The sequence below is a fragment of the Clostridiisalibacter paucivorans DSM 22131 genome, assembly GCF_000620125.1.
In the GTDB taxonomy this organism is placed as follows: domain Bacteria; phylum Bacillota; class Clostridia; order Tissierellales; family Clostridiisalibacteraceae; genus Clostridiisalibacter; species Clostridiisalibacter paucivorans.
Genome location: NZ_JHVL01000010.1, coordinates 83,667 through 89,675 on the forward strand (window position 1 = coordinate 83,667; position 6,009 = coordinate 89,675).

Annotated in this window: 6 protein-coding genes and 1 riboswitch; all 6 genes read right to left on the reverse strand. The window is 31.7% G+C overall.

Annotated elements, in window-relative coordinates; all coding sequences use genetic code 11:
* Window position 1: 1 nt before the first annotated feature.
* The 6 genes from Q326_RS0106180 to Q326_RS0106205 are packed head-to-tail and all read right to left on the reverse strand — an operon-like array spanning window position 2 to window position 5,405.
* Window positions 2-595, reverse strand: a complete 594-nt coding sequence (locus Q326_RS0106180) for a histidine phosphatase family protein (protein ID WP_026894578.1) — start codon at window positions 593-595, stop codon at window positions 2-4.
* Window positions 592-1,329 (reverse strand): adenosylcobinamide-GDP ribazoletransferase, encoded by a 738-nt coding sequence (cobS, locus tag Q326_RS0106185; protein WP_026894579.1) that lies wholly within the window; start codon window positions 1,327-1,329, stop codon window positions 592-594. Before cobS ends, Q326_RS0106180 begins: the two co-directional genes overlap by 4 nt.
* A 7-nt stretch (window positions 1,330-1,336) precedes the next feature.
* Window positions 1,337-1,891: a bifunctional adenosylcobinamide kinase/adenosylcobinamide-phosphate guanylyltransferase gene (gene cobU / locus Q326_RS0106190; protein WP_026894580.1), complete on the reverse strand. Its 555-nt coding sequence runs from the start codon at window positions 1,889-1,891 to the stop codon at window positions 1,337-1,339.
* The gene (locus tag Q326_RS0106195) at window positions 1,892-2,944 is read right to left on the reverse strand and encodes a pyridoxal phosphate-dependent aminotransferase (protein ID WP_026894581.1); all 1,053 of its coding nucleotides are present in this window, start codon (window positions 2,942-2,944) and stop codon (window positions 1,892-1,894) included.
* A gap of 16 nt (window positions 2,945-2,960) precedes the next feature.
* Window positions 2,961-3,914, reverse strand: coding sequence for an adenosylcobinamide-phosphate synthase CbiB (gene cbiB, locus Q326_RS0106200; protein ID WP_026894582.1), 954 nt, complete (start codon window positions 3,912-3,914; stop codon window positions 2,961-2,963).
* Window positions 3,915-5,405, reverse strand: a complete 1,491-nt coding sequence (locus Q326_RS0106205; RefSeq protein WP_026894583.1) for a cobyric acid synthase — start codon at window positions 5,403-5,405, stop codon at window positions 3,915-3,917. It abuts the gene before it with no gap.
* Window positions 5,406-5,517: 112 nt separating this feature from the next.
* A riboswitch (cobalamin riboswitch) is annotated at window positions 5,518-5,701 on the reverse strand.
* Window positions 5,702-6,009: the final 308 nt, after the last annotated feature.

The following is a 6,009-nucleotide window of genomic DNA, read 5'->3' on the forward strand; positions in this document are numbered from 1 at the left end:
CTTAGTATGAAAGTCTGGACAACACCCCATAATTTTCATGATAGTCTATCTCTACTATGGCTCCTGGTGGAATTCTAAAATGCCATCTATCCTCTATCCGCAAATCTAAAAGATATGTTATTATAGTTTGAATTATACCTCCATGGGTTATTAATAAATACTCTGTTTGAGGCCTACCCTTATCCTTAAGTTCATCTATAAATTTTTTTACCCTGTCATTTACATCTCTTAAGCACTCACCTTGAGGAATCTTATAATTTATATAATCTACTATCCAATGTTCCCACTCCAGTGGGAACTCCCTTTTAATCTCTTTATATGTCTTTCCTTCAAAAATTCCAAAATTAATTTCACTAATAGCTGGGGTAATTATTAGTTTTTTATCTAATCTTTGAGCTATTTTTTCAGCAATAACCCTGGTTCTATCAAGGGGACTACTATATATACCCTCTATATTTATATTTTCAGGAATATTTATAACTATATCTCTTACTTGTGACTTTCCCTTGTCCGTATACGGGCTCTGAGTGTGCCCAATATATCTTCCCTGTCTATTTGCAACTGTCTCTCCGTGTCTAATCATAATAAACTTCATAAAGTCACTCTCCCCAATAAATAACTCAATAAAATAAATATACTTTGAGATATTTCCACTGTGAATCCAATAGTATCTCCTGTAAATCCTCCTAGTTTTGCCTTTATATATCTACTTATCAAATATATAAATACAAATGATAGCAATATTGACAAGACTATATACAACTCAACTTTAAAAATGACAGCTAAAGTTAATGTTAAAAATAACACATATATAAATTCTTTAATATTGCAGTTTTCTACTATGCCCTTTCCCATACCTGTGTCTTTTCTGGCATAATGCCCAAATGTACATCCAATGATAGCAGACGCCCTGCCCACCACTGGAATAAAAAGAAATACTATTATAGGTAAATATATGGATACTATTATATTCAACATATATACCATCATTATCACCAATACACCAAAGGCACCTATTCTACTGTCTTTCATTATTTCAAGAGCCCTCTCTCTACTTCTATTGCTAAAGACTCCATCTACTGTATCGGCCAATCCATCTATATGCAGTCCTCCTGTTATCCATATATAGATTATCCATAACATGATTGACAATACAGGCCTGTCTATATATACATGCAACTGTGCTACTAGCCACAATATGCCACCTATAATAAGACCAACTATAGGGATATAATATATCCCATTTATAAAGTCCCTTTCTTTAAATTCAAAGGGGTACCTTACTGGTAATCTAGTTAAAAATGTAATCATCAATAATAAACTCTTCATATAATCCTCACTTTATTCTCATTGGTATTCCCGATACTGTCATATATACTTTTTCAGCTTTACTACCTAAATATTGATTTACTCTCCCTGCTATATCTCTAAATATACTACCTAACCTATAGGAAGGCACTATCCCCATTCCTACTTCATTGGTCACTATTACTACATTTTTGCCTTTTAACACTTCCAATAGATTATTTACCTCTTCAAATATACCTACTTCAATACTATCTATTGTATTCATATCACAATTATCGTAATCCACTTTCTGCTCTAACAAAAGATTAGATACCATTATGGTCATACAATCCAATATTACTGTATCGCATTTGTTGAATTCCCCTAAGTCTTTTAAAACTTTAAAGTCTTTATACCTTTCCACAGTAATCCACTCTGTTGGTCTTGACTCTCTATGTTTTTTTATCCTATCCTTCATTCCATCATCAAATGCTATGGCTGTAGCAATATATGCAATATTATTTCCCATGTCTGCAACTAGGGATTCTGCAAAACTACTTTTACCACTCCTAGCTCCCCCTGTTACTAATACAAAATTCTTCATCTATTCACCACCTTTGTCCCAACCTCTTATTAGACTTATAATCTTCATATTGTCTTTATGAAGTTTTACTGCTATTCTAAAATATCTATCTCCTAACTCATTGAAATCTTCACATGTCCTTATGTGGATTTTATTCGCCAAAAGATAATTGAAAAACTCATTGGGATTCCCCTTTTCTAATTTAAATAATAAAAAATTAGCACTGGGTTTAAATACCTTTATAAAAGATATATCTTTTAATTCTTGGTATAAATATCTTCTCTCTAAATCAATCCAATTAGCGGTATTTCTTATAAATTCTTTATCTTCAATAACATAAGGTAATATATCAAGGGCTATACTATTCATTGTCCAAGGCTCTTTATGTGTCTTTAATCTTTCTATTAAGCCTATATTTCCCAATCCATATCCCAGTCGAATACCAGGCAAACTATAGAACTTAGTCATAGACCTCAATATGAATATATTGTGTTTGTTTATATATCTCTGAAATGTTTCCTCTGTAGTAAAATCCATAAATGACTCATCTATCAGGGTATGTCCATCAATATTATCCATACAATCTATAATAGGTGAAAAATCATCAGTCGAAGTATAATCTCCAGTGGGATTGTTGGGATTGCAAAGTATTAAAACATCGGGCTCTTCCTTTTCTATAGTACCTATTATAGACTTTTTATCTATATGAAACTCTCCATCTTCTATTCTACTAATCTCCAGTACCTCTACATTATTCATCTCAAGGGCCCTTCTGTATTCATTAAATGTAGGTCCTATTATTAACGCCTTTTTGGGAGTTAATGTCCTAACAAAGAGATAAATAAGTTCTATTGCACCATTTCCTAAAATAATCTTTTCTTCCTCTATACCCATATGTCTAGATAATGCAGCTATTCCTGTTCTGCCATCTATCTCAGGATATCTATATACATTTTCCAAAGATTTAGCCATCTCTTTCTTTATATATCTTGACGGCCCCAAAGGATTTATATTTACACTAAAATCTATTATTTCTTTATAGTCTTCTCCATAATACCCACCATGTTTATTCAATGTATTTCCTCCAATCTCAATTTAAAAACATTACCATTATAGAAGTCATTAATATGATAATTTCCGAACCATACATTATCTTTATAGTATGCATAATATCTTCTTCACTTAATAGCTTAGTTTTATCTCCTATGGTAGGTTTGTACAATTTTTTGCCAAAATAAGTATTGGTTCCTCCCAACTGTATATTGAGTAGTCCTGCAACTGATGACTCAGGATATCCACAATTAGGACTTTTATGGTTAAATCTGTCCCTTTTCATAATCTTGAATCCACTTTTCATATCATATCCCATGATTCCACCAGCAATTATCATAAATATACTTCCTATTCTTGCTGGAATGTAATTGAGTATATCATCCAGTTTAGCAGATGCATATCCTATATCCTTATATGGTTCTTGAATATATCCCACCATTGAATCCAATGTATTTACTGTTTTATATACGAAAATAGACTCCACTGGATAGCCTATCAGAAAACCTAATAATACATAGAATATAGGAGCAAGAACTCCATCTATTGTATTTTCAGCTACAGTTTCCACTGTAGCCCTATTTATTTCTTCTAAATCCAGACTAGTAGTATCTCTTCCTACTAGATAAGATATCTTTTGTCTTGCATTTTTTACATTACCTACTTTAATCTCGTCATATACCTTTTTAGCTTCTATATGAAGACATTTAGCTGCCAATAATGCATATATAAAATATATTGTTACAATATGTTCAGCTAGCTTACCAGTCATTCCTACTAATGTCATTATACCATGGGTTGCTATAATTACTGTCCCTAAGGATAATACAACCAATATAAATCCACCGATTCTTAAATTATTTAGATATTTTCTTATTTGCTTTTCATAAAAACTTATCATTTTTCCCACATATATTATGGGATGGGGCCAAGTAATAGGATCTCCTAAAATATAATCCACAACAACCGCTAGTAAAAGTATCAATATATCCATTTATAACTCCAATATTTCCATTATTTTTGTCAAATCAATATGTTCAGAAACTGTATCTGCTAGCTTATCATATTCCCTCTCTTTCAATGACTTATAATCTATAGATTCTGCAACCATCTCTAGGCCCTTCTTTTCTCTCATATAATTCAATATATTGTTCCTAAATTTATCATTTTCAAATATCCCATGGAGATATGTGCCAAAGATTTTACCACATTTACTTATAGTACCATCTAATTTTCCATTTTCTAATCTTATTGCTGGTACATCATTTGCTATAATTTCAGTTTCTCCCATGTGTATTTCATATCCTGATACAGGCATATCTTCAAAGTCTTTCAATAATTCAAATCCATTTATAAATTCTCCTGATATTTGAGTAGTAGACTTCTCCTTTGCCATAATCGTTTTGGTATTCAATAATCCCAATCCATTTATTCTATTTATTGAAGATTCTACATTATTGTCATCTATTATTTCTCTTCCCAATATTTGATATCCTCCACATATACCTATGATATTTGTACCAGATTTATATTTCCTATATATATCTTGGTCTATCCCTCTATCAAATATAAATCTCATATCATCAATGGTATTTTTACTTCCTGGTATCAATATTAAATCAATATCATCCATCTGTCCCTTTGAAGAGATATATTTTATGTTTACATCTTTTTCTAATTCCAATGGTGTAAAATCACTGAAATTAGAAATATGGGGTAGTTTAATTATACCTATATTTATTCCTGAACCTTTGTTTCCTTCAAATCTATGGGTAACACTGTCCTCATCATCTATATTTAATTCCATATGAGGGATAACCCCTAAACATGGTATATCTATCATTTCTTCTAACATTTTTATGCCAGGAGTAAGCAGATCAACATCTCCTCTAAATTTATTTATAATAAATCCCTTTATTCTTTTTCTATCTTCAGGTTCTAAAAGCATAAAACTTCCATATATAGAAGCAAAAACTCCACCCCTATCTATATCCCCTATCAAAATAACTGGTGCATCTATCATCTCTGCAAGTCCCATATTCACTATGTCTTTATCCCTTAGGTTTATTTCTGCACAGCCTCCAGCACCCTCAATCATAATTACATCGTGTTTGGAAGATAGATTATTGTATGATTTCATAATTACAGTCTTTAAATAATCCTTTTCCAGATAATAATCTGCTGCTTTTAAATTCTTATATACCTTTCCGTTTAATATAACTTGACTACCTATATCAGTGGTAGGCTTTAACAATATGGGATTCATTTCAACTGTAGGCTCCAATCCAGCTGCTTCTGCCTGTACTACCTGAGCCCTGCCCATCTCCTTACCATCCTTTGTAACAAAGGAATTTAATGCCATATTCTGAGATTTAAATGGGGCAACCTTATAACCCTTTCTATAAAATATTCTACACAATGCAGCTGTTAAAATACTCTTACCAACTGAAGAGCCTGTCCCCAAAAACATAACCTTTTTTTCCATATCTTTATCCCCCTGCCTAATTAATTTATACAATAAAAAAAGACACATAGGGAATATGCGCCTTTATCATAATAATCTATATTATAATAACTACACACTTCCCGCCGAAGCTATAGTTTCTATAATCAAGGCTGGTCTCCTGACTTGTAGATCACTTTACTCTCTTCTCCTTCCCAGTTTCCCAGTGGATTAATTTAAGAAGATTTCATACCTACTTACAGTAGCGGGGGCTGCAGAGGATTTGCACCTCTTTCCCATTTAAGCCATATTTGAACACCTTAATCCCTATTATTTAATTCTCTGATTTAATTATATTTTATAGTATTTACTTTGTCAAACCTAAGTTGGTATTTGTTACTGTCAAGTAATAGTTGGCAATTATTTTTCTTTAGATTTAATCATCCAATAACTATTGATTTTTAGGTTTTAAATTTATGTATTTAACACCCGTTAGGGCGAAATTATTTTAGACATTGTTATATTTCAATTTTATATCCTCATTACTGACCGTTAGGGCATAGATATCCTGTATTTAATATTATTAGAAACGATATCTTTAAAAGCTTAGCTTTAGGTTACTTGCACATCTATCACCTAGCATTTT